This is a genomic window from Variovorax sp. YR750, assembly GCF_900109805.1.
Taxonomy (GTDB): Bacteria; Pseudomonadota; Gammaproteobacteria; order Burkholderiales; family Burkholderiaceae_C; genus Variovorax; species Variovorax gossypii.
Genome location: NZ_FOBJ01000012.1, coordinates 84870 through 108226, shown reverse-complemented (window position 1 = coordinate 108226; position 23357 = coordinate 84870). Strand labels below are relative to the sequence as shown.

Sequence of the window (23357 nt, the reverse complement as noted above, 5' to 3'; positions counted from 1 at the left end):
ATTCATGAACAACAAGATTCTTCCGGCCGCCCTGGGCGCCGCCCTCCTCTCCTCGCTCGCGCTGCTCTCGGGCTGCGGCCCGCAGCAGCCCAAGGCCAACCTGCAGAACCTCACGGCGGCAATGAACGCCTACCTCGCGAAGAAGGGAGACCTGTGCCTGGGCAAGACCCGGTGGCCCATCGACGTGCCGCAGCGCGAGGCCGGCACGCGCGCGCGCAACGCGCTGCAGATGCCTGTGCTGGAGCGGCTTGGGCTGGTGAGCGCCTCGAAGGCGAAGGTTGAGGATGAGAAAGACAAGGAGGCCGGCGAGATCGAGGTCACCCGCTATGCGCTGACCGGTGAAGGAAAGAAGTACTTCCTCGAGCGCGAGCCGCAGGGCGACTTCTGCGCTGCCCACCTGACGCTCGACAAGATCGTCGGCTGGGAAGCCCGCAAGGACACGAAGGAGCCGTCGGAGGTGGTGGTGACCTACACGTACAGGATCGACGCCGCCCCCTGGACGGGCGACACCGAGGTGCAGAAGGTGTTCCCGATGGTCGACCGCGTGGTGCGCGGCGCCGGCACGATGCAGCTGAAGCAGAACTTCAGGCGCACCGACACCGGCTGGGTTCCGGCGGAGGTCTGAGCCCGCCGATGACGGACACGATGCTGCATTTCCAGCCCGCGCTGGGCGACTGGATACTCCACAACCTGCGCCAGGGCTGCACGGCCGCCGACGTGGCCGAGGCCATGCGCGCGCAGGCCATGCCGGCCGACGCGGCGAAGGCCATCGTCGATGCCTTCGTCTTCGCGCTGCGCACGGGGAGCCCGCTGCCCGTCGATTCGGTGAAGGTGGAGCCCGCCTTCCGCCACGAAGCGCCGAGGCTGGCGGCGGGCACGGCGATCCGCACCTCGGACAGGCTCGTGCGCGTGGCCGCGCGCGCCACGCAGCCGGCTCTGGCGGTGCTGAACGACGTGTTCAGCGCACAGGAATGCGAGGAGCTGATCGCGCTCGCGAGGCCGCGCCTTGCGCCGTCGACGACGGTCGACCCGCTGACGGGACGCGATCTTGCGGGCGACAGGCGCAGCAGCCAGGGCATGTTCTTCCGGCTGCACGAGAACCCGTTCATCGCGCGGCTCGACCAGCGGGTGTCGGAACTCATGAACCTGCCGGTGGAGAACGGCGAGGGACTGCAGGTGCTGCACTACCCGCAGGGCGCGCAGAGCATGCCGCACTTCGACTTCCTGGTGCCGTCGAACGAGGCCAACAAGGCGTCGCTGGCGCGCAGCGGACAGCGCGTGAGCACGCTCGTGTGCTACCTCAACGAGGTGGAGGAAGGCGGCGAGACGGTGTTTCCGGAGACCGGCTGGTCGGTATCGCCGCAGCCCGGCAGCGCCGTGTACTTCGAGTACTGCAACAGCCTCGGGCAGGTGGACCACGCCTCGCTGCACGCCGGAGCGCCGGTGCTGCGCGGCGAGAAATGGGTGGCGACCAAGTGGATGCGGCAGCGGCGCTTCGTCGCGGCGGGAGAGACCGCTGCCCTGTCACACGGCTGACTTATTGGCGGTCGATTCTTCCCGGCTTCCTTGCGGCCCCGCCCGCCTTCCTCCCAGCTTCACGTGCCCGCGATTCCCCTTTTTCACCGCCGCCCGGCCCTGCTGGCCGTGGTCATGCTGCTTTGCGGATTGCTGTCGGCGTGCGGCCGCGACGAGTCGCTGTCGTCACCGACACCTGCATCGGCGCCACAAGCGGCCCCAAAGCCTGCCGCGGCGCAGCCCGCCTATGTCGGCGCCACCTACGCGCCCGTGCCAGGCCGCCCCCAGCCCAGCGCCGCGCAGCTCACCGAGATCGGCCGGCGCATCTTCTTCGACGGCAGCCTCTCGGCCTCGGGCAAGGCGTCGTGCGCGAGCTGCCACGATCCGCAGCACGCGTGGGGGCCGCCGAACGCACTGTCGGTGCAGCTCGGCGGCGCCGACGGCAGGCAGGAAGGCCCGCGCGCCGCGCCCTCGCTGCGCTACCTTGAAACGCTCACCGCCTTCTCCGAGCATCACCACGACAACGACGGCGACGACAGCATCGACGCAGGCCCCACCGGCGGCCACATGTGGGACGGCCGTGCCGGCTCCGCGCACGAGCAGGCGGGCATGCCGCTGCTCTCGCCAGCCGAGATGGGCAACTCGTCGATGGCGGAGGTGGCGGCCAAGCTCGAGCGCGCGGCCTATGCGGACGACCTGCGCAAGGCCTTCGGCAACGACGTGTTCGGCAGCCCCGAGGCCGCCTTCAAGGCAGCCGGCCTTGCGCTGGAGGTGTTCCAGCAATCGCCGAAGGACTTCTATCCGTTCACCAGCAAGTACGACGCGGTGCTGCGCGGACAGGCGAAGCTCAGCGTGGCCGAGGCGCGCGGGCTGCGGCTCTTCAACGACGAGAACAAGGGCAACTGCGCCTCGTGCCACATCAGCGAGCGCACGCAGGACGGTGCGTTCCCGCTCTTCACCGACTTCGGGCTGATCGCGCTCGGCGTGCCGCGCAACCGCAAGCTCAAGGCGAATGCCGACCCGGCATTCCACGATCTTGGCCTTTGCGGCCCCTACCGCACGGACATGAAGGACCACCCGGAGTACTGCGGCCTGTTCCGCACGCCCACGCTGCGCAACGTGGCGGTGCGGCAGAGCTTCTTCCACAACGGCGTTTTCCATTCGCTGGAGGAAGCCATCCGCTTCTACGCGCAGCGCGACACCGCGCCGCAGCGCTGGTATGCGCGCTCGGCGAACGGCATCGTGCAGCAGTACGACGACCTGCCGCCGCAGTACCACGCCAACATCAACTCCGATGCGCCCTTCGGGCAGAAGCGCGGCGGCAAGCCGGCACTGACCGAGGCGGAGATCCGCGACGTAGCGGCCTTCCTGCGCACGCTGACGGACGCGGACCAGAAGAACGCGACGGCAGCGCCCACCGCACCCGCCACGCCGGTCGCGAAGCAGCGCGGCTAGCCGCCGCCCATCCGATCGACGTTCGCGCTGAGCCGCGCCAGCAGCGCGGTGAGTTGCTCGACTTCCTCGGGGGAAAAGCCAGCCAGCACTTCCTGCGCGTGCGAGTCCATCAGCGCCTTGGCCTTCGGCAGGCGCCGCGCGGCCAGCGGGGTCAGCGAGATCAGGCGGCTGCGCTTGTCGACCGGATCTGGCACGCGCTCGACCAGCCCGTCGCGCTCCATGCGGGCCAGCAGCTGCGCCATGCTGGGCTGCTCCACCTGCGCGATGCGCGCGAGCTCGGCCTGCGACAGCGCCTTGCTCTTCTTGAGCGACACCAGCACCGGCAGCTGCCCCACCGCGAAGCCGAACTCGCGCAGGCCGCCGTCGGCGATGCGGGTGAAGCCGCGCGTCACGCGGCCGATGAGCTTCAGGGGATGGGAGGCTTCGTCGTCGGTCATGGACGGCATTCTATCTTCATAGGCTCCTATGCTAATATGAATAGGAACCTATCCTTTCAGAGGAAACGATCCACATGCAGACGCATCCCCGAATTGCCATCGTCGGCGCCGGCCCCGGCGGCCTTGCCCTGGCGCGACTCCTTCATCTTTCCGGCATCCATGCCACCGTGTTCGAGCGCGAGGAAAACGCCCTCGCGCGGCCCCAGGGCGGCACGCTCGACCTGCACGAAGATTCCGGGCTGCTGGCCGTGCAGCGCGCCGGGCTGGAGAGCGAGTTCCTGCGCATCGCGCGCTACGACGACCAGGGCTCGCGGCTGCTCGACAAGTCGGGCCGCGTCCTGTTCGAGGAGCCCGACTCGTCCGCCGGCAATCGTCCCGAGGTCGACCGCACCGCGCTGCGCGACATGCTCCTGGCCTCGCTGCCGGCCGGCTGCGTGCAATGGGGCTGCGCGCTCGTCGACATGCGGCTGCAGGAAGGCGGGCAATGGAATGTCTCGTTCGCCAACGGCGGCGAGGCCGGGCCCTTCGACCTGGTCGTCGGCGCGGACGGCGCATGGTCGCGCGTGCGCCCGCTGCTGTCGCCCTACAAGCCGCAGTACAGCGGCCTGACCTTCATCGAGTTCGGCATCGACGACGTCGACCGCAGCCACCCGGCCATCGCGCAGCTGGTCGGCCGGGGCAAGCTGGAGGCGCAGGGCGACGGCAAGGAAATCATCGCCCAGCGCAACGGCAACGCGCACATCCGCGGCTATGCCATCTTCCGCGTGCCGGCGGACTGGGCGTCGAAGCGCTTCGACTTCTCGTCGCCCGCGACGGTGCGCAGTGCGCTGATCGACGAGTTCTCGGGTTATGCCGACGCCATCATCGACCTCTTCCGCGCGAGCAACGACCAGTTCGTCGCGCGCCCGATCCACGCGCTGCCGGTCGGCCATTGCTGGGCGCCCCGGCGCGGGCTCACGCTGCTGGGCGACGCGGCGCACCTCATGTCGCCGTTCGGCGGCGAAGGCGTGAACGCGGCGATGCGCGACGCCGTCGAGCTCGCCGCCTCGCTGGCCCAGGAGAACGACTGGACCGCGGCCGTGACCCATTACGAAATGCAGATGTTCGAACGCGTCGTCGAGGCAGCGGAAGGCTCGGCCGAAGCCGCCGCCGTGCAGATGTCGCACGTCGGCGAGGCCCTGACGCTGGCGCACCTGCAGGAACACCGGGCCGGCGCGAGCTGAGCACCCGGCGCCGGAGCATCCGGCGTGTATCGATTTGACTTTATCTTAGATATATCTAAAATAATTCCGATACACCTTAGAAAGGATGCCCCACATGAGACATTTCCACCTCGGCCATCACCACTGCCGCACCGCCCGCGGCGAGCATGAAGACGGTCTTTCCGGCGGCCGCGGACACCGCGGCGGGCGTGGCGGCGGACGCGTGTTCGGCCATGGCGGCCTGCGCTTCGTACTGCTGCAGCTCATCGCCGACAAGCCCTCCCACGGCTACGAGCTGATCAAGGCCATCGAAGACCGCCTCGGCGGCAGCTACGCGCCCAGCCCCGGCGTGGTCTACCCCACCCTCACGCTGCTCGAGGAAATGGGCTACCTCAGCGTCGAGACCGCCGACGGCAGCGGCCGCAAGAGCTACAGCATCACCGACAGCGGCCGCGAATTCCTCGCAGCCAACCGCGAGATGGCCGACGCCATGATGGCCCGCATGAGCGGCGGCGTCGACGGCGCCGGCCCGCGCGGCGGACGCCCGCCGCAGGTCACTCGCGCCATCGAGAACCTCAAGCTCGCGATGCGCATGCGCCTGACGGGCGCGCCGCTGACCGAGCAGCAGGCCCACGAGTTCGCCGCGGTGCTCGACGCCACGGCCCAGCAGATCGAAAAGATCTGAAAGGCCTGCAATCCGAATCCCAACCAACCCTGTCTCGCAACAGGATTTCCGCAATGACTGACTTCAGTACATCACCAGCGTCCACCGCGCCCGTCGCACCGGATCGCACGCCCCGCCGGGTGCGCCACGACCTGCGCTTTCGCCGGCTCTCGGTGAAGACCGTGCAGCGCGTGACGCCGCACCTGATCCGCGTCACGCTCACCGGCGACGACCTCGCCGGCTTCACCAGCCTCGGCTTCGACGACCACGCGAAGATCTTCTTTCCCGACGCCGCCGGCAAGCTCACGCTGCCCACGGCCGGCCCCGACGGCCCCGTGTGGCCCGACGGACGCCCCACCATGCGCGACTACACGCCGCGCCGCTACGACGCAGCCGCAGGCACGCTCGAGATCGACTTCGCGCTGCACGAAGCCGGCCCCGCGACGCAGTGGGCCGAGCAGGCGAAGCCCGGCGACATCCTCGGCGTGGGCGGCCCTCGCGGCTCGTTCATCGTGCCGACCGAATTCGACTGGCACCTGCTGATCGGCGACGACACCGCCCTGCCTGCCATCTCGCGGCGCCTGGCCGAACTGCCCGCCGGCACGCGCGTGGTGGTGCTGGCCGAAGTCGACAGCGAAGCCGACGAGCTTCCGTTCGACACGAAAGCCGAACTCACGCTGAAGTGGGTGCACCGCCGCGGCGCCGAGCCGGGCCTGAGCCCCGTGCTGCTCGACGCGCTGAAATCGATGCAGCTGCCGGCCGGTGACTTCCATGCCTGGGTGGGTTGCGAATCGGCCATCGCCAAGGCACTGCGCACGCACCTGGTGGGCGAGCGCGGCGCGAACCCGAAGTGGACCCGGGCATCGGGCTACTGGCGCCGCGGCGCGGCAGCCACGCACGATTCGCACGACGAGTGATTGGTCTTGCTCCTTCCCCCTCTCGGGGAAGGTTGGGATGGGGGCAAGCGGCGCTTGATGATCCGCTGAAGACGGATACGCAGTCTGCCCCCACCCCAGCCCTCCCCCAGCGGGGGAGGGAGAAACTCAATGAGGTACTTCAGCCGGGCCCGATACGGTCGCGCTGCGCCTGGGGCTGCGAATGAGCAACAGCAACGGAATCGCCAGCACCGTGATGATCATCATGATGGCGAAGTCGTCGAGGTAGCCGATCAGCGCGCCCTGCCGCGTCACCTCTGCATTGAGCAGCGCGAGCCCCGTGGCGGTGTCGGGCGACATCATCTGCGGCAGCGTCGACAGCGCGACGTTGCCCGGTGCAACGGTCGCCGCGATCTGCGCATGCGCCTTGCTCGAGCCTTCGGTCAGCAGCGCCTGCACGATCGAGATGCCGACGCTGCTGCCGATGTTGCGCAGCAGGCTGAAGATCGGCGTGCCCTGGTTGCGCAGCCTCGGCGCCAGCGTGGCGAATGTGGCGGTGGAGAGCGGCACGAAGGTGAAGCCGATGCCCAGCCCCTGGATGAAGCCCGAGACGATGATCAGCGTGCTGTCCATCTGCAGCGTGAGCCGAGTCATCTGGTAGAGCGAGAACGCAGTGAGGCCGAAGCCCAGCGCCATGATCGCGCGCACGTCGATGCGCTGCACCAGCCGCCCGACGATGATCATCGCGATCATCGTTCCCACGCCGCGCGGCGCCGTCACCTCGCCGGTGTAGATCACCGGGTAGCCCATCAGGCCCTGCAGGAAGTTGGGCAAGAGCGCCATCGTCGCGAACAGGATCATGCCGACGATGAAGGCGAACAGCAGGCCGGTGACGAAGTTGCGGTCCTTCAGCAGGTCGCGGTCGAAGAAGGACACGCCCTGCACCGTCCATGTGTGGACCACGAAGAAGCAGAAGGCCACCAGCGCGGCCGCGGCCTCGAGCTTGATCTCCCACGACTCGAACCAGTCGAGCTGCTCGCCCCGATCCAGGAAGAGCTGCAGCATGCCGATGGCGATGCTCAGCGTGACGAAGCCGAAGATGTCGAGCCGCTCGCCCTGCGGCCGGCTTTCGGGCAGGTAGCGCGCGATGCCCCAGAAGGCGAAGACGCCCACCGGCAGGTTGATGAAGAAGACCCAGCGCCAGTCGAAGTTCTCGGTGAGCCAGCCGCCCAGCAGCGGCCCGAGGATGGGCCCGACCATGATGCCCGCGCCCCAGATGGCCATGGCCTGACCGACCTTCTCGCGCGGGTTGATGTCCAGCAGCACCGCCTGCGACAGCGGCACCAGCGCCGCGCCAAAGATGCCCTGCAGCAGCCGCGCGGCCACGATGCCGACCAGCGAGGTCGCCAGTCCGCACAGCGCCGAGGCCACGGTGAAGCCGATCACCGAGATGATGAACACGCGCCTGCGCCCCCAGTGCCCGCACAGCCAGCCCGTGAGCGGCAGCGCGATGGCCGAGGCCACGATGTACGAGGTGAGCACCCAGGTGATCTGGTCCTGAGAGGCCTGCAGGCTGCCCTGCATGTGCGGCAGGGCCACGTTGGCGATGGTGGTGTCCAGCGCCTGCATGATGGTCGCCAGCATGATCGAGATGGTGATCATGCCGCGGTGCGGCACGGTGGTTCCCGGCGCGACGCTCACGGCTTGCGGCCTTCGCCGGAGGTGATCTCCACGAGGCTGCCGTGCACCCTGGCGAGCAGGCCCAGCAGCTGGGCGCGTTCGGCCTGCGACAGCACCGACATCACACGGGCGTTGAGCCCGTCGCTGATGCCGAGCGCGCTGTCGAGCGCCTTCTCGGCGCTGGGCTCCAGATGAATCTTGTTGACGCGGCGGTCGGTGGTGCTGGGCTCGCGGCGGATCCAGCCGGCCGCGGCCATGCGGTCGCACAGGCCGGCCACGGCCATCGGGGTCAGGTCCAGCCGCTGCGCGAGTTCGGCCTGCGAGAGCGGCTCGACCTCGTCGGGGCTGCCGTGCATGGCCAGCACGCCCAGCAGGCGGCACTGTGCGCTGGTGAGTCCGATGCGCTCGCGCGCGAGGCGGTCGAACTCCTCGCCGTAGAGCTTGCCCACGCTCTTGACGAGAAAGCCGAAGCGCTGGGTGAAGTCCCTTTTCATAAGGGACTCGATTATCTACATGTTTATTAGTTGGACCTTAGCAGCCCATCCTCAAAGCCACCCGGCCCGCCTGAACCGGTAGTAGAGATAGCCGCAGGTGCTGACGATCAGCCCCAGCGCGATCCCGTAGCCGTAGCGGAATTTCAGCTCCGGCATGTTCTCGAAGTTCATCCCCCAGATGCCGGCGAAGGCGGTGCACACCGCGAAGATGCTGGCCCAGGCCGCGAGGCGCTTGGTGACTTCGCTTTCCTCGATGGTGACCATCGACAGGTTCACCTGTATCGCCGTGCCGATGGTGTCGCGCACGGCGTCGATGGAGCCGTTGATGCGCCCGAGGTGGTCGCCAACGTCGCGGAAGTACTCCTGCGAGCTCATGCAGATCTGCGGCACGCGGCCGCCGTGCATCTTGCCCGCGGCCTCCAGCAGCGGCGCCACCGCGCGCTTGAGGATCATGCTGCGCCGCTTCAGGTCGTAGAGCTGCTTGATCTTGTCGCGCGCCGCGCCGCCCTGGCCGAAGATCTGCTGCTCGATGGATTCCAGCTCCACCTCCAGCGCGTCGATCACCGGAAAGTAGCGGTCGACCACCGCGTCCATCAGCGCATAGAGCACGAAGCCCGCGCCGTGGCGCAGCAGATCCGGCTCGCGCTCGCAGCGCTCGCGCACGCCCAGGAAGCCCTGCTTGCTGCGGTTGCGCACCGACAGCACGTAGTTGGAGCCGACGAACACGTCGACCTCGCCCACGTTGGTGCAGTGCTCGCCCTCCTCCGAGGGCTCGACCAGGTGCATGACGACGAAGAGCGAATCGCCGTATTCCTCCATCTTCGGGCGCTGGTGGCCGTGCTGGGCGTCTTCCACCGCCAGCGGGTGCAGGCCGAATTCATGCTGCATCACGGCCAGCTCCTCGGCGGACGCGTCGCTCAGCGCCACCCACACGAAGCAGCCCGGCCGGCTGATGTAGTCGCTGATGTCCTCGACCGATATGTCGGCGAGCTTGGAGCCGTTTTCATAGGCGACGCAGTTGATCAGCATCGGTACCCCTCGGAATTCACGTTGGTGGAAGCTTTCGATGGTGCCACGGGGCCGCAGCGATTCCGGTTCTGCCACCGCCGATTCAGCCCGGTCGGCTAGAGTTCGCGTGGATCTGCGTGGCAGGTGAACAAATAAACAGGGGCGCAGCGCGAAACGGACGCTGCGCCGACAGGGAGAGGGAAGGCCGTGAAAACAGGTTCGTTCGGGGAGTCGCTCAAGTGAAGCGGGACGTTCGCCTTGCGAAATTCCTGCTGCTGGCCGTCATGCTTTCGGTGTCGGCGGCCACGGGCTGGCAGCTGTACGCGTCGCGCGACCAGACGCTGGCCGCGGCCGACACCAACAATCTCAACCTGGCCAATGCGCTGAACATCTACGCCGAGGGCGTCTTCACCCAGAGCGACATGCTTCTGCAGGGCGTGGCCGAGACGCTGAAGGGCGAAGGCGACGAGCCGGAGCGGCTGCAGCGCGTGCAGTCGTTGGTCGAGCGCCAGAAGCGCCTGCTCGACCAGCTCGACGGCCTGGCCGTCCTCGACGCCGGGGGCGACTGGCTGATGTACTCCAAGGGTCGCATCCCGCCGGGCACCAACAGCGCCAACCGGGCCTACTTCATCCATCACCGCGAAACGCGCTCGAACGACGTCCTCATCAGCCCGCCGATCCGCAACCCCTTCACCGGCGAATGGGGAATCACCGTCAGCCGGCGCCTGGAAGACGGCAAGGGCGGATTCGCCGGCGTCGTCGTCATCGGACTGGGCCTGCAGAACTTCCTGCGTGCGTTCGGGACCATCGCGCTTCCCGGCACCGGCACCATCGGACTGACCACCAACCACGGGCAGATGCTGGTGCTCTACCCCTACAGCGAAAAGGCCATCGGGCTCGACTTTTCCGGATCGGCCAATTTCCAGCGCCACTTCGGCGGCACGTCGGGTACCGCGTCGTTCCGCTCCAGCATCGACGGAATGAAGCGGCTCTACGCCTTCCGCAAGAGCGACCGCTACCCGGTGCTGACCACCGTGGCGCTCGGCCGCGACGAGGCGCTGAAGGCCTGGAGGCACCAGGCGCTGCTGACGATCGGCGTGGTGGGGGCCTTGCTGGCGATCGTCGCCGCCGTGGGCTGGCGGCTGATCGTCAACATCCAGCGCCGCATCAGCGCCGAGGCTTCGCTGCTGGCCGCGCGAGAAGACCTGCTGCGGGCCAACCGCCGGCTGGAGGTCCTGGCCACGCAGGACCAGCTCACCGGCCTGGCCAACCGCCGCAGCTTCGACGAAGTGCTGGCGCACGAGTGCCGCCGCGCGGCCAGGGAGGGCACGGCCCTGTCGCTCCTGCTGCTGGACCTGGACTACTTCAAGCGCTTCAACGACGCATACGGCCACGTGGCCGGCGACCAATGCCTGAAGGCGGTCGCCACGGCATTGAGGCGCAGCGCCAGGCGCCCGGGCGACCTGGTGGCGCGCTACGGCGGCGAGGAGCTGGCGGTCGTCCTCCCCCGCACCGACCTGCCGGGCGCGAGGAAGGTCGCCGAACAGATACTCGCTCAGGTCCTCGCGCTCGACATCCCGCACAGCGCCAGCCCGCATGGACGGGTCACGGTCAGCATCGGGGTTGCAGCGCTGGAAGCCCGGCACTCGGACGAGCCGGAACAGCTGCTCGTCGAAGCCGCCGATCGCGCGCTGTACAAGGCCAAGGAAAGCGGGCGCAACCGCGCCGTGAGCGAGGAAGAGTTCGCCGATGCCTGAGGGTGCGCCCGGCACCGGCGCAACGGCCTGGAGATACGCGCATTGAACGTAGAATGCCCGCGGCACTTTCATCCGTGTCCGCACGCGTCGCGGCGCCACGCTCCCCATGCCCTCCCCGAACAAGCCATCCAGCCCGGCACCCGCCGCCGTCCGCGACGCCCGCATTGCCGCAGGCCTCACGCAGACCGAGGCCGCGCAGACGGTCCAGGCCTCGCTGCGCGGATGGCAGCAATGGGAGGCCGGCGACCGCTCGATGGCGCCCGGCCTGTTCGAGCTGTTCATGCTCAAGACGAGGCAATGGCAGCTCGGGGGCAATCGCCATGCCGACTGAACGCAGCGCCGCGCGGAGAATGCCTACGAATGTCCCTCACCTGCCCCGGAGCCCGGCGGCATGGATCGCAAGCTACTGATTGAAATGAACAAGACAGACCTCTCTGGGCACACGCCGATGATGGCCCAGTACCTGGGCCTGAAAGCCGACCATCCGGACACCCTGCTGTTCTACCGGATGGGCGATTTCTACGAACTCTTCTGGGCCGACGCCGAGAAGGCCGCGCGCCTGCTCGACATCACGCTCACCCAGCGCGGCCAGTCGGCCGGCCAGCCGGTGGTGATGTGCGGCGTGCCCTTCCACTCGGTCGACACCTACCTGGCCCGCCTCATCAAGCTGGGCGAATCGGTCGCCATCTGCGAGCAGGTGGGCGAAGTCGGCGCCAGCAAGGGGCCGGTCGAGCGCAAGGTGGTGCGCGTGGTCACGCCCGGCACGCTGACCGACACCGAACTTCTCAACGACAAGAGCGATTCGCTGCTGCTCGCGGTGCACGCGGGTTCGCGCAACTTCTGCGGACTGGCCTGGCTCAGCGTGACCGGCGCCGAGCTGCGACTGGCCGAATGCCCCTCCGACGCGCTCGAAGCCTGGATCGCCCGCATCGCGCCGAGCGAACTGCTCTACAGCGCCGAAGTGACGCCCGCCTTCGAGCAGCGGCTGAAGGCCGCGCGCGCCGCCACGCCCTTCACCCTGTCGGTGCGTCCGGCCTGGCAGTTCGATGGCGGCCTGGGCGAGCGCAAGCTGGCCGAGCAGATGGGCAGCAACAGCCTGGCGGCATGGAACGCCGAATCGCTCGCCAACGCGCATGCCGCCGCGGCCGCGCTGCTGGGCTATGCCGAGCACACCCAGGGCCGCGCGCTCTCGCACGTGCAGCGCCTGTCGGTTGAGCGCGACGGCGACCTGATCGAGCTGCCGCCCACCACGCGCCGCAACCTCGAACTGGTGCAGACGCTGCGCGGCGAAGACTCGCCCACCATGTTCTCGCTGCTCGACACCTGCATGACGGGCATGGGCAGCCGGCTGCTCAAGCGCTGGCTGCTCGCGCCCCGGCGCGACCGTTCGGAGGCACAGGGCCGGCTCGAGGCCATCGGCGCGCTGCAGGCCACGGTGCTCGGCGCCACGGCCGCTCCCTGGCGCACGCTGCGCGAGCAGCTCAAGAACACCAGCGACGTGGAACGCATCGCCGCGCGCATCGCGCTGCGCCAGGTGCGCCCGCGCGAACTGCTGGCGCTGCAGCTGGCGCTTTCGAAGGCGGAGCATCTCGCCCCGCTGCTGCCCGCTTCGTCGGCGCTGCTCGGCCAGATCGCCGACCGGCTCGCCCCGCCGCCGGGCTGCGCCGCCCTGCTGACCAGCGCCATCAAGCCCGATCCGTCCGCCCTGGTGCGCGACGGCGGCGTGATCGCCACCGGCCACGACGCCGAGCTCGACGAACTGCGCGCCATCAGCGAGAACTGCGACGACTTCCTGCTCAAGCTCGAGATCAGCGAGCGCGAGCGCACCGGCATCAGCAACCTGCGGGTGCAGTTCAACCGCGTGCACGGCTTCTACATCGAGGTGACGCAGAGCGCGCTCTCGAAGGTGCCCGACAACTACCGCCGCCGCCAGACGCTGAAGAACGCCGAGCGCTTCATCACGCCCGAGCTGAAGGCCTTCGAGGACAAGGCCCTGAGCGCACAAGACCGTGCGCTGGCCCGCGAGAAGTGGCTCTACGAACAGCTGCTCGACGCGCTGCAGCCCTCGGTGCCCGCGCTCACGCAGCTCGCCGGCGGCCTCGCCACGCTCGACGCGCTGTGCGCTCTGGCCGAGCGCTCGCACACGCTGCACTGGCGCGCGCCCAGCTTCGTGTCGCACCCCTGCATCGAGATCCAGCAAGGCCGCCACCCGGTGGTGGAGGCGCGGCTGGCCGAGAAGTCATCGGGCGGATTCATCGCCAACGACACGCAGCTCGGGCCGCAGCAGCGCATGCAGGTCATCACCGGCCCCAACATGGGCGGTAAGTCGACCTATATGCGGCAGGTGGCGATCATCGTGCTGCTGGCCTCCATCGGCTCGCACGTGCCGGCGGCCGCCTGCCGGCTCGGGCCGATCGATGCGATCCACACCCGCATCGGCGCGGCGGACGACCTGGCCAACGCGCAGTCGACCTTCATGCTCGAGATGACCGAGGCCGCGCAGATCCTGCACAGCGCCACCGCGCAGTCGCTGGTGCTGATGGACGAAATCGGCCGCGGCACCAGCACCTTCGACGGCCTGGCGCTGGCCGCCGGCATCGCCGCCCAGCTGCACGACCGCAGCAAGGCCTTCACGCTGTTCGCCACGCACTATTTCGAACTGACCGAGTTCCCCGCCACGCACCACGGCGCGGTGAACATGCACGTGAGCGCCACCGAGGCGGGCCGCGACATCGTGTTCCTGCACGAAATGCAGCCCGGCCCGGCCAGCAAGAGCTACGGGATCCAGGTGGCCCGGCTGGCGGGCATGCCCGCGGCGGTGGTCAACCACGCGCGGCAGGCGCTGGAGGCACTCGAATCGCAACATGCGCAAACTCGTGCACAGGTCGACCTGTTCGCGCCGCCCCCGGTGGCCGAAACACCCATGGCCAGCGCCGTAGAATCCGCGCTGGCCGCGCTCGACCCCGACACGATGAGCCCGCGCGAGGCCCTCGATGCCTTGTATGCCCTTCAGAAACTGAACAAACGTGAACTCGGCGCCGCATGACCCGGCACAGTTCATGCCAGATGAACCTGAACCCATGACTTACTGCGTAGGCATCAAACTCAACGCCGGCCTGGTGTTTCTTTCCGACTCGCGCACCAACGCGGGCGTGGACCACATCAGCACATTCCGCAAGATGATCGTCTACGAGCAGCCGGGCGACCGCGTCATGGTGCTGCTGTCGTCGGGCAACCTGAGCATCTCGCAGTCGGTGCGCGAAATCCTCCAGATCGAGGAACTGCGCGAAACCCGCGAGGACGGCACCCAGGGCGACCCCATCACCATCTGGAACGCCAAGAGCATGTTCGACGCCGCGCGCGTGCTGGGCTCGGCGGTGCGCCACGTGTACGACCGCGACGCCGAGGCGCTGAAGCACGCGGGGCTGGACTTCAACGTGTCCTTCATCTTCGGCGGGCAGGTCAAGGGCGAGGGCATGCGCCTCTTCCTGGTCTACGCGGCCGGCAACTTCATCGAGGCCACCACCGAGACGCCCTACTTCCAAGTCGGCGAGTCGAAGTACGGCAAGCCCGTGCTCGACCGCGTGGTCACGCCCGAGACGCCGCTGGACGAGGCCGCCAAGTGCGCGCTGGTGTCGATGGACTCGACCATGAAGTCGAACCTGTCGGTCGGCCTGCCGCTCGACATGGTGGTGTACGAGGCCAACAAGCTCGAAACCGACCGGGTGATCTGCATCGACGCCGACAACCCCTACTACCGCATGGTGCACAACAGCTGGGGCCAGAAGCTGCGCGAGGTGTTCGACAGCATCGAGGACCCGGTGTGGGACGACAGCCATACCGAGCACCCGCTGAGGATGCCGGCGACGCGCCACAGCCCGCTGCGCAAGATCTCGACCCCCGACGAAAAGCTCATCTGAAATGATGCCCCCCGGCTTGCCGCTTCGTGTGCTTCTCCACCCCCCGAGGGGGAGGCTCGGCCGCCTTGGGGCGGCCCGGCGGCGGCCGTGATGCCCCCCGTCGTCTTCTCGCACGGCAACAGCTTTCCCGCGAGCACCTACCGAGTCGTCCTCGACAGCCTGCGCAACCGTGGCTTCGAGGTCGATGCGATCGAGAAATTCGGGCACGACCCGAAGTACCCCGTTACCGACAACTGGCCGCACCTGGTGCAGCAGCTCGCCGACTTCGCCAAGGCTCGCGCCGATCGCGCGGGCGGCCCGGTGTTCCTCATCGGCCATTCGCTCGGCGGATTCCTGAGCCTCATGTGCGCCGCCCTGCACCCGGAGCTGGCGCGCGGCGTTGTGCTGATCGACTCGCCCATCCTCGGCGGCTGGCGCGCGAACACGCTCAACGTGGTCAAGCGCACGCCGCTCATGAAGAGCGTCTCGCCCGGCGCCATCAGCCGCAAGCGCAAGAACAGCTGGGAGCACCGCGAGGCGGTGTTCGAGCACTTCCGCGCCAAGAAGGCCTTCGCGAAGTGGGACGAGCAGGTGCTGCACGACTACATCGACCACGGCACCTTCGACGCGGACGACGCCCGCGCCCTGAGCTTCGACCGCGACGTCGAAACCGCCATCTACAACACCCTGCCCCACAACCTGGGCGCGCTGCTGCGCGCGCACCCGCTCAAGTGCAAGGCGGCCTTCATCGGCGGGCGCCAGTCGGCGGAGATGAAGCGCGTGGGCATGACGATGACCCAGCAGGTCACCAAGGGCCGCATCGCCATGATGGATGGCACGCACCTGTTCCCGATGGAAAAGCCGCTGGCCACGGCGGCGGCCATCGAGGCCGCGCTGCGCAACCTGCTCTGAGCGGCTGCGGCCGCGTCAAGCCTGCGTGACGTGCACCCCGGGCCTGAGGCCCGCGTTCCACTTGCCCCCGAGCGCCCGCTCGATCTGCGCGGCCAGCTGCAGCAGCACCCCGTCGTTGGCCTGTGCCGCCTGCGCCTGGATGCCCAGCGGCATGCCGTTTTCCTGAGCAGCCATCGGCAGCGAGATGCCCGGCATGCCGCACAGGTTGGCCAGCGGCGTGTACGCGAAGTTCTGCCAGAGGTTGGCGAACCAGTCGTGTACCGAGGGGTTCGTGCTGGTCGTCAGGTACTCGCTGGTGCCCACCTTGGGCGTGGGCAGTGCGGTGATCGGCGTGAGGATGATGTCCCAGCGCTGGAAGAAATCGCCGAAGGCGCGCGAGGTGCTGTTGAACACCGCCTGCATCTTCGCGCGCTCGGTGTACGAGGTGTGCAGCCCGGCTTCCCAGATCTTGATGTTGATCGGCTCCAGCAGTTCGGCCGGCGGGCGATCCAGCCCCAGCCGGTGCAGGTGGCCGTCGATGACCTGCGCGAAGTTGCTGATGTAGCAGGTGGTCTGGGCGTCGAAGGCGGTCTGGAAGTCCACCTCCGGCAGCACCCACTCCACATGGTGGCCCAAACCTTCGAGGAACTTGCCGACCCGCTCCAGCTCGGCAACGAAATGCGGCGTGGCGCGGAAGTCGCCCCACTCGTGCGACAGCGCGATGCATAGCCGCCCCGGGTCGCGCTTGATGAGCTCGCTGTATGGCTCGGCCGCAGACCAGAAGGGCATGAACTCGCCGGGCGCGCCGCCGCGGCAATGGTCGACGAAGGCGGCCGTGTCGCGCACCGTGCGGCTGTGGCAGCCCTGGATCGACACCAGCCCCGAAAGATCCGACAGCCCCGGCGCCAGCGAGAACACGCCGCGCGACACCTTCAGCCCGATGTTGCCGTTCACGCCCGCCGGAATGCGGATGGAGCCGCCGCCGTCGGTGGCGTGCGACAGCGGCAGCACGCCGGCGGCCACGATCGCCGCGGTGCCGGCCGACGAGCCGCAGGTGGTGTATTCGAGGTCCCAGGGGTTGCGCGTGACGTGGAAGGCGTTCTCGGCCGAGCTGCACACGCCGAACTCCGGCGTGGTGCTGCGGCCCACGATGTTCAGGCCCGCCTTGCGCAGCTGCCGGGTGAGGAAGCTGTCGGTCGCCGGGCGATGGCCCTGCATCATCATCGAGCCGAACTCCTGCAGCCGGCCCTTCAGCGTGGGGCCCAGGTCCTTCATCAGGTAGGGCAGGCCCGCGAACACGCCCTCGGGGTTCATGCCGTCCTTGAGCGGATCGGCCACCACGTCGTCGAAGACCTCGACGACCGCGTCGAGCTGCGGATCGAGCCTCGCGATGCCGGCCGCCGCCTGCGCGGCCAGTTCCACCGCCGTCACGTCGCCCTTGCGGACCCGTTCGGCCAGGCCGATGCCGTCGTGATCGGCCCATTCGCTCCAGCTCATTGCCAGCGTCATTCGCAGTGCTCCATTTCTTGTTCGTTGAGGAAAGTGCGTCCGATTTTGCCGAGCGTGTCGGCGCGACGCATACTGGTGCGTCCTTGGGTGAGCAGGAACGAAGGACAAACAAGCGCACCGCATGACCGACGCCGACACCGCCTGGATCGCCACCACGCTGACTGCCTCGCGCCCGCGCGCCGTGGCAGCGCTGCTGCGCTACTTCCGCGAGCTCGACACGGCCGAGGAAGCCTTCCAGGAGGCCAGCCTGCGCGCCCTGCGCCACTGGCCCGAGAGCGGCCCGCCGCGCGACCCGCTGGCCTGGCTGATCTTCGTGGGGCGCAACGCGGCGCTCGACGAAGTGCGCCGGCGCGGCCAGCACGAGCCGCTGCCCGAAGACGATGCGCTCGTCTCCGACCTTGACGACACCGAAGCCGCCCTCGTCGAGCAGCTCGACCAGGCGCACTACCGCGACGACGTGCTGCGCCTGCTCTTCGTCTGCTGCCATCCCGAGCTGCCGCTGACGCAGCAGATCGCGCTGGCGCTGCGCATCGTCTCGGGCCTGTCGGTGCACGAGATCGCGCGCGCCTTCCTGGTCGGCGAAAGCGCGATGGAGCAGCGCATCACCCGCGCCAAGAAACGCGTGGCCACGGCCGGCATCCCCTTCGACACGCCGGGCCGGCGCGAGCGCGACGAGCGACTGGCGGCTGTGTGCACCACCGTCTACCTGCTCTTCAACGAAGGCTATTCGGCCAGCGGCGGCGAGGAGCACGTGCGCGCCGCGCTTTGCGAAGAGGCGATACGGCTCGCGCGCCTGCTGCTCGAACTGTTCCCCGGCGAGCCCGAGCTGACGGGCCTGCTCGCCCTCCTCCTCCTGCAGCATGCGCGCGCCGACGCGCGGCTCGACGCCGGCGGCATGGTCGTGCTGCTGGAAGACCAGGACCGCGCGCGCTGGAACCGCGCGCTCATCGACGAAGGCCTGGCGCTGGTCGAAGGCGCGCTGCGGCAGCGAAAGCCCGGTCCCTACCAGCTGCAGGCCGCCATCGCCGCCACCCATGCCCAGGCCGCGCGCGCCGAAGACACCGACTGGGCCGAGATCGACCGGCTCTACGCCGCGCTCGAAACCCTGCAGCCCTCGCCGGTCGTCACGTTGAACCGCGCGGTGGCGGTGCACAAGCTGCACGGACCGCAGACCGCGCTGGCGCTGACAGAGCCATTGGCGGGCGCGCTGGACGGCTACTTCCACTTCCACGGGCTGCAGGGCGCTTTGCTGATGCAGCTGGAGCGCGCCGACGAAGCCCGGGCCGCATTCGCGCGCGCCCTCGGCATGGCCCGCACCGCCGCCGAGGCCGCGCACATCCGCGCGATGCTCGACCGCCTCGGCACGCCCGGCTGATCCGAACCCACCCCGCCCGCCACGAACCACGGAAAGAAAAGGAAGACCATGCTCTATTCCATCCTCATCTACGGCTCCGAATCCACGGTGGCCGCCTGGGAGCCCGGCGTCGAAGAGGAGATGCTCGAACGCCACACCGACCTGCGCGAGGACCTCCAGGGACAGGGCAAGCTCGGCACCGTGCTGCGGCTGATGCCGAACGTGGCCAGCACGGTGCGCCGAGCGGGCGACCTGCATCCGCTGGTCACCGACGGCCCCTTCGCCGAGACGAAGGAGCAGCTCATGGGCATCTACGTCGTGGAATGCGAGTCGGTGGAAGAAGCCACGCATGCCGCGCACCGGCTGGCCTTCGAGGGCGGCGTGTTCGAGATCCGGCCGGTCACCTGGTACGACCCGGGCGTGATCCCGGCGCGCATTCCGCGGGTCTGAAAGAAAAAACTGACGGCGTTGTCGGATCGGGCCGCCGCTGCCCGTCCTTGGCTGGAACGCACGCATTTCGCGGGCGGCAAACCAAGGAGAAGACGATGCCTCAGACATTCAAGGACAAGTGCGTGGTGGTTCACGGTGGCAGCGGTGCCATCGGAGGCGCGGTGGCCCGCGCCTTTGCGCGCGAGGGCGCCAGGGTGTTCATCACGGGGCGCGACCGCGCCAGGCTAGACGCGGCGGCGCGGGCCATCGAGGCCGAGGGCGGGCGTGCCGAGGCTGCCGTGGTCGATGCGCTCGACGAGCAGGCCATGCTGCGCCATGCCGCAGAAGTTGCCGGGCGCGCCGGCGGCATCGACATCGCGCTCAACGCCATCGGCGTCATGCACGTGCAGGGCACGCCGCTCGCGGCGCTGGCGCTGGAAGACTTCTTTCTTCCCGTGCAGGCCTACACCCGCGCCTGCTTTCTCACGGCCAAGGCCGTGGCACCGCACATGGCGAAGCGCGGCGGCGGCGTGATTCTTTCGGTGTCGACGCCCGCCTCGCGCCTGCCGGGCCCGGGCTACCTGGGCCACGCGGTCGCCTGCGCAGGCGTTGAGGCGCTCTCGCGCCACATGGCGGGCGAGCTGGCGGCCTTCAACATCCGCACCGTGTGCATCCGCTCGCACGCCATTCCCGAGGCTGTGACGGCCGGCTCGCACGCCCGCGAGGTTTTCCGGCCGGCTGCGGAGAGCATGGGGCTCACGGTCGAGCAGATGCTCGCGGCCAAGCCGCCCGGCCTGCTGGTGGAGCGGCTGCCTTCGCTGGACCAGATGGCGGCCGCCGCGTTGTTCGCGGCCTCCGCGGGCGCCGCCGCGATGACCGGCGCAGTGCTCAACCTGAGCGGGGGCATCACGCTGGACTGAGGCCGTGCTCGAGCGGGCTCCCTAGAATCGCCCGGGTCACTCCCGAACCTTGCCGATTCCGCATGCAGCCCGACTTCCCGTCAGCGCCCGCGCTGGCCGACGCCCTGATCGTCGATCCGTTCTACCTGGCGATCTCCGTCGATTTCGAGCACGACATGCCGGCCCGCAAGGCGGTGCTCGCCGACTACTTCGCCTACTCGCTGGGCGAGGCATCGCGCACCGGCCGCTACCTCACGGCCGGGGATGCCCGGCTCGGCGCGGCCGCCTGGCTGCTGCCTCGCGCCGATGCGGTCGATGCAACCGAATCGGCGGCGAAGGGCGAATACCTCGCCGGCGCACTGGGCCCGCGCGGCCACGACAACTACCGCCGCATCGTCGATTTCATGGCTGCGCGCTCGCCGGCCGCGGTGCCGCCCGAAGCCTGGTACCTGTCGATCCTCGGCATCTCGCCGGCCGCGCAGGGGCGCGGACTGGGCGCGCGGCTGCTGGCGCCCACGCTGGCCGAGGCCGACGCGGCGGGCGTGCCCTGCTTCCTGGAGACCTTCACGCCGCGCAGCGTGGCCTTCTACGAGCGGCTGGGCTTCAGGGGCGCGGCGGAGCACCTGGAGCCGGTCACGAATTCGGCCTACCTGATCATGTGCAGGCCGGCGCGGCAGTAGTTGGCAGCAAAACGGGAAAATAAGTAGATACGCTCCACTCGCCGCGTCAGCCTGGCCGAAGAATCCGCCGCATGTCCTCTCTCCCCGTCGAAGACGCCGAACCCGTTTCACTGAGCCCCACGCTGATCGTCGAGGACGAGCCGGCCATGCAGGAGCGCCTGCGCCACGTGCTGTCGTCGCTCGGCTGCGACGAGAGCCGCATCGCGGTGACCGACAGCGTCGCCGGCGCCCGGCAACTGCTCGACGGGCACGACTACGGCGTGGTGCTCGTGGACATCGGCCTGCCCGACGGCAGCGGTGTGGAACTCATCGGCTGGCTGCAGGCGAACCGGCCGGCCATCCCGGCGGTGGTGATCTCGGCCTGGCGTACCGAGGAGATCATCTTCGCGGCACTGCGCGCCGGTGCCATCGGCTACCTGCTGAAGGAGCGCGACGACATCGAGCTGGGCATCGCGCTGCGCAGCATCGAACAGGGCGGCGCGCCCATCGATCCGAGCATCGCGCGCCACATCCTCGGCTGGCTGGCCACGCACCAGCCGCCGGCCGACGCGCCCGCGCCGCCGGCAGGCGACGCGGCGGCGGCCGACGCACCGGCCGCGCTGACGCGCCGCGAGCGCAAGATACTCGAGCTCGTGTCGCAGGGGCTGAGCAACCGCGACATGGCCGAGTCGCTCTCGATCTCCAGACTGACCGTGGAATGCCACACCAAGAACATCTACCGCAAGCTCGCCGTCAGCTCGCGCACCGAAGCCGTCTTCGAAGCGCGAAGGCATGGCTTGCTGCGCTGACCGGCGCGATCGTTCTGCTTCTTCTCGCGGCCTGCCCGGCCCTCGCACGGGCAACCGCGACGGCCGCGCCCGAACTGCGCGTGGAGGCCGTGCGCGGCGCCGGCTGGAACGACACAGCCCCGCCCGCCGCAGGCTGGACGCCCGTGACCCTGCCCGACAGCTGGGCCACGCGCTGGCCCGGCTTCGATGGCGTGGTCTGGTATCGCCTCACGTGGAAGCAGCCCGAACAGGTGCATGAAGCCGGCCTGCTGCTGAACTACCTGAACATGGCCGGCGAGGTCTCGCTCAACGGCACGACGATCTCGCGCGACGAAAGCCTGGTCGAGCCGCTCACGCGCGCCTGGAACACGCCGCGCTACTGGCTGCTGGCGCCGCCGCTGCTCAACCCCGGCACCAACACGCTGCTGGTGCGCGTGTCGGGGCTGGCACCCTACCAGGCGGGGCTGGGGCCGGTCGAGATCGGCGAGCCGGCGGCGATTCAGTCGCGTTTCGAACGCGAACGGCTGGTGCGGCGCGACCTGCAGGTGCTGGGCCTCGCGGTCAGCGCGGCGGTCTCGGCCTTCTTCGCGGCCTGGTGGTGGCTGCGCCGGCGCGAGACGGCCTACGGCTGGTTCGCCGTGATGTCGGTGCTGTGGCTGCTGTTCGCCTACAACCAGATCGCGACCAGCCCCTGGCCGTTCGGCTCCAACCACCACTGGCAGGCGCTCAACACTTCGCTGCTGCTGGTGTTCAGCGTGTCATACCTGCTGTTCGTGCTGCGCTACTGCGGGCGCCGCCTTCCCCGGCTCGAAGGCGCGGCCGCGCTGGTGGCATTGGCCGGTGTGCTCGACCTGTGGCTGGCGCCCGAACCATCGCTGGCGGTGCACCGCGCCATCTGGACGCTGGTGGGCGGCCTCACGGTCATCGTGGTGAACAGCTGCGCCCTCGTGTACGGCTGGCGCCATCGCGGCAGCCCGGTGCGCTCCATCGCGCCCTTCATGGCGCTCTCGGCGGTAACGGGCGCGCACGACCTGCTGGTGTTCACGCAGGTGATCGACAGCAACATCTACTACACCAACATGTCGTCGTACGTGCTGCTGCTGGGCATGGCACTGACGCAGGCCGCGCGCTTCGCGCAGAGCCTGCGCCGCATCGAGAACTTCAACACCGAGCTGATCGAGGAAGTGAACGCGGCCAAGGCCGAGCTGGCGGCCACGCTTGCGCAGCAGCATGCGCTGGAACTCGCGCACGCGCGCATCGGCGAGCGCGTGAACCTGGTGAGCGACCTGCACGACGGCCTGGGCGGCATGCTGGTGGGCAGCATCGCGACGCTGGAGCGCAAGCCCGAGAACCTCAGCGCGCCCGAGCTGCTCGCCATGCTCAAGCGCCTGCGCGACGACCTGCGGCTCATCATCGATGCCACCGGCCGCGACGACGGCGCCCGCGCGCTCGGCGAACTGCTGGTGCCATTGCGCCACCGCAGCTCGGAGCTGCTCGATGCCAACGGCATCGACTGCCGCTGGCAGGTGTCCGGCATCGAAACCCTGGAGCTGCCGCCCTCGCAGAGCCTGGACCTGATGCGCTTCCTGCAGGAGGCGCTGACCAACGTGCTCAAGCACAGCGCGAGCCGGCGCGTGAACGTGACGGTGGCGCGCGCGGGCGCCGAGCTTCAGCTCAGCGTGCGCGATGACGGGCGCGGCTTCGCCGTCGAGGACCAGACGGCCGGCGCCGGACTGCGCAGCCTGCGCACGCGGGCGCGCCGCCTCGGCGCCGAACTGCATCTGCAGTCCCGCCCTGGCGAAACCAGTGTGGCGCTGCGCATGCCGCTGGCCGGCTGAGACT

The 23357-nt window shown here is 69.1% G+C and carries 22 protein-coding genes; 17 read left to right on the top strand and 5 right to left on the bottom strand.

The window, feature by feature from the left end:
• Positions 1-4: 4 nt before the first annotated feature.
• The 3 genes from BMY35_RS23750 (at position 5) to BMY35_RS23740 (ending at position 2970) form a co-directional block, all read left to right on the top strand.
• On the top strand, positions 5-625 hold the full coding sequence (locus tag BMY35_RS23750; RefSeq protein WP_093204571.1) for a hypothetical protein: 621 nt from the start codon (positions 5-7) through the stop codon (positions 623-625).
• A gap of 8 nt (positions 626-633) precedes the next feature.
• Positions 634-1536 carry a 2OG-Fe(II) oxygenase gene (locus BMY35_RS23745; protein ID WP_093204568.1) on the top strand — a complete coding sequence of 301 codons (903 nt, stop codon included), beginning with the start codon at positions 634-636 and terminating at the stop codon, positions 1534-1536.
• Between the two features lie 114 nt (positions 1537-1650).
• Positions 1651-2970, top strand: a complete 1320-nt coding sequence (locus BMY35_RS23740; protein WP_093204930.1) for a cytochrome-c peroxidase — start codon at positions 1651-1653, stop codon at positions 2968-2970.
• On the opposite strand, the gene BMY35_RS23735 is transcribed toward BMY35_RS23740, so the two are convergent.
• Entirely contained in the window at positions 2967-3407 is a 441-nt protein-coding gene (locus BMY35_RS23735; protein ID WP_093300755.1) for a MarR family winged helix-turn-helix transcriptional regulator, read from the bottom strand. The genes BMY35_RS23740 and BMY35_RS23735 overlap by 4 nt on opposite strands.
• Before the next feature lie 74 nt (positions 3408-3481).
• Here BMY35_RS23735 and BMY35_RS23730 point away from each other — a divergent pair, with 74 nt between their 5' ends.
• From BMY35_RS23730 to BMY35_RS23720, 3 genes are all read left to right on the top strand, one after another.
• Positions 3482-4630: an FAD-dependent oxidoreductase gene (locus tag BMY35_RS23730; protein ID WP_093204563.1), complete on the top strand. Its 1149-nt coding sequence runs from the start codon at positions 3482-3484 to the stop codon at positions 4628-4630.
• 94 nt (positions 4631-4724) lie between these two features.
• A complete protein-coding gene (locus BMY35_RS23725; RefSeq protein WP_093204561.1) occupies positions 4725-5294 on the top strand; it encodes a PadR family transcriptional regulator in 570 nt (189 codons plus the stop codon).
• A 53-nt stretch (positions 5295-5347) separates the two neighbouring features.
• Positions 5348-6190 carry a siderophore-interacting protein gene (locus tag BMY35_RS23720; RefSeq protein WP_093204558.1) on the top strand — a complete coding sequence of 281 codons (843 nt, stop codon included), beginning with the start codon at positions 5348-5350 and terminating at the stop codon, positions 6188-6190.
• A 126-nt stretch (positions 6191-6316) separates the two neighbouring features.
• Here the strand turns inward: BMY35_RS23720 and BMY35_RS23715 are convergent, their stop codons facing one another.
• From BMY35_RS23715 to BMY35_RS23705, 3 genes are read right to left on the bottom strand one after another with little or no spacing between them, the layout of a single operon-like run.
• The gene (locus BMY35_RS23715; RefSeq protein ID WP_177213692.1) at positions 6317-7810 is read right to left on the bottom strand and encodes a DHA2 family efflux MFS transporter permease subunit; all 1494 of its coding nucleotides are present in this window, start codon (positions 7808-7810) and stop codon (positions 6317-6319) included.
• A 35-nt stretch (positions 7811-7845) separates the two neighbouring features.
• Positions 7846-8322, bottom strand: a complete 477-nt coding sequence (locus tag BMY35_RS23710) for a MarR family winged helix-turn-helix transcriptional regulator (RefSeq protein WP_093204554.1) — start codon at positions 8320-8322, stop codon at positions 7846-7848.
• A gap of 51 nt (positions 8323-8373) precedes the next feature.
• On the bottom strand, positions 8374-9351 hold the full coding sequence (locus tag BMY35_RS23705) for a magnesium and cobalt transport protein CorA (protein WP_093204552.1): 978 nt from the start codon (positions 9349-9351) through the stop codon (positions 8374-8376).
• Positions 9352-9569: 218 nt separating this feature from the next.
• Between BMY35_RS23705 and BMY35_RS23700 the strand changes: the two genes are divergently transcribed.
• The 5 genes from BMY35_RS23700 (at position 9570) to BMY35_RS23680 (ending at position 15898) form a co-directional block, all read left to right on the top strand.
• Positions 9570-11087 (top strand): sensor domain-containing diguanylate cyclase, encoded by a 1518-nt coding sequence (locus BMY35_RS23700; RefSeq protein WP_093204549.1) that lies wholly within the window; start codon positions 9570-9572, stop codon positions 11085-11087.
• 106 nt (positions 11088-11193) lie between these two features.
• Complete coding sequence (locus tag BMY35_RS23695) at positions 11194-11418, top strand: helix-turn-helix domain-containing protein (RefSeq protein ID WP_093204547.1); 225 nt, start codon at positions 11194-11196, stop codon at positions 11416-11418.
• Positions 11419-11502: 84 nt separating this feature from the next.
• Positions 11503-14133 carry a DNA mismatch repair protein MutS gene (gene mutS, locus BMY35_RS23690; RefSeq protein ID WP_177213685.1) on the top strand — a complete coding sequence of 877 codons (2631 nt, stop codon included), beginning with the start codon at positions 11503-11505 and terminating at the stop codon, positions 14131-14133.
• A gap of 34 nt (positions 14134-14167) precedes the next feature.
• Complete coding sequence (locus tag BMY35_RS23685) at positions 14168-15007, top strand: proteasome-type protease (protein WP_093204542.1); 840 nt, start codon at positions 14168-14170, stop codon at positions 15005-15007.
• A gap of 90 nt (positions 15008-15097) precedes the next feature.
• The gene (locus tag BMY35_RS23680) at positions 15098-15898 is read left to right on the top strand and encodes an alpha/beta fold hydrolase (RefSeq protein ID WP_093204540.1); all 801 of its coding nucleotides are present in this window, start codon (positions 15098-15100) and stop codon (positions 15896-15898) included.
• A 15-nt stretch (positions 15899-15913) separates the two neighbouring features.
• Here BMY35_RS23680 and BMY35_RS23675 read toward each other — a convergent pair whose 3' ends face one another.
• Positions 15914-17386, bottom strand: coding sequence for an amidase (locus BMY35_RS23675; protein ID WP_093204538.1), 1473 nt, complete (start codon positions 17384-17386; stop codon positions 15914-15916).
• Positions 17387-17507: 121 nt separating this feature from the next.
• Here BMY35_RS23675 and BMY35_RS23670 point away from each other — a divergent pair, with 121 nt between their 5' ends.
• The 6 genes from BMY35_RS23670 (at position 17508) to BMY35_RS23645 (ending at position 23353) form a co-directional block, all read left to right on the top strand.
• Positions 17508-18761, top strand: a complete 1254-nt coding sequence (locus BMY35_RS23670) for an RNA polymerase sigma factor (protein WP_093204535.1) — start codon at positions 17508-17510, stop codon at positions 18759-18761.
• Between the two features lie 48 nt (positions 18762-18809).
• On the top strand, positions 18810-19190 hold the full coding sequence (locus BMY35_RS23665; RefSeq protein ID WP_093204533.1) for a YciI family protein: 381 nt from the start codon (positions 18810-18812) through the stop codon (positions 19188-19190).
• Positions 19191-19285: 95 nt separating this feature from the next.
• Positions 19286-20089, top strand: a complete 804-nt coding sequence (locus BMY35_RS23660; protein WP_093204530.1) for an SDR family NAD(P)-dependent oxidoreductase — start codon at positions 19286-19288, stop codon at positions 20087-20089.
• Between the two features lie 62 nt (positions 20090-20151).
• Entirely contained in the window at positions 20152-20748 is a 597-nt protein-coding gene (locus BMY35_RS23655) for a GNAT family N-acetyltransferase (RefSeq protein WP_093204528.1), read from the top strand.
• Between the two features lie 71 nt (positions 20749-20819).
• Positions 20820-21536 (top strand): response regulator transcription factor, encoded by a 717-nt coding sequence (locus BMY35_RS23650; RefSeq protein ID WP_093204525.1) that lies wholly within the window; start codon positions 20820-20822, stop codon positions 21534-21536.
• Between the two features lie 80 nt (positions 21537-21616).
• Positions 21617-23353: a sensor histidine kinase gene (locus BMY35_RS23645; RefSeq protein ID WP_256229383.1), complete on the top strand. Its 1737-nt coding sequence runs from the start codon at positions 21617-21619 to the stop codon at positions 23351-23353.
• The last annotated feature ends 4 nt before the right edge of the window (positions 23354-23357 follow it).